1 protein-coding gene is annotated in these 606 nt (G+C 61.4%); it reads right to left on the bottom strand.

Annotation, left to right across the window (positions count from 1 at the left end):
- Positions 1 to 606 (bottom strand): peptidyl-prolyl cis-trans isomerase (locus EN994_RS34335; RefSeq protein ID WP_206530581.1); only part of this gene is annotated, 606 nt, incomplete at both ends.

The raw sequence follows: 606 nt of genomic DNA, 5'->3' as shown, positions 1-606 counted from the left end.
GATCTGGTCGGACACCTCGGCCAGCGGCTTCACCACCTCGGGCTTGATCTCGGTGACACGCAGCAGCACCGGACCGAAGGCGCCCTGCACGACCTGGCTGACTTCATTGGCGTTAAGCGCGAAGGCGGCGTCGGCGACCGCCTTGTCGGCGATCTTGTCCTTGGCAAGCGTGCCGAGCAACGTGTCGGCTGGGGTCTTGCCTTCCGCCGTGACCAGCTTGTCGAAAGTGGCGCCTGCCTTGAGCGAATCGAACGCGGCCTTGGCCGCATCCGGCGTCTTGAACACGAGCTGCTCGATGGTACGCAATTCCGGCGTGGTGTAACGCGCCTTGTTCTTGTTGTAATCGTCGCTGACCTGTTGGTCGGTGACGGCGGTCGGATCCATGATGTCGACCGGCTCGAGGCGGACATAGGAGAATTTGCGGTATTCGGGTGCCGCATATGTCTTCTTGTTGGCTTCGAAATAGGCCGAAAGCACGCTATCGGATGGCGCCACGATCGGCTCGACGAGTGCCTTGGGCAGCGTCAAATAGTCGATGGTGCGGTCTTCGCCCCGATAGAGCGCAACTGCCTTGAAGAAAGTGTCCGGAGCCTTGAGGCCGTCCGA

Source organism: Mesorhizobium sp. M7A.F.Ca.CA.002.09.1.1, from assembly GCF_003998555.1.
In the GTDB taxonomy this organism is placed as follows: Bacteria; Pseudomonadota; Alphaproteobacteria; order Rhizobiales; family Rhizobiaceae; genus Mesorhizobium; species Mesorhizobium ciceri.
Note: the sequence above shows the minus strand (reverse complement) of the source record. Positions and strands in the feature narration are given on the sequence as shown.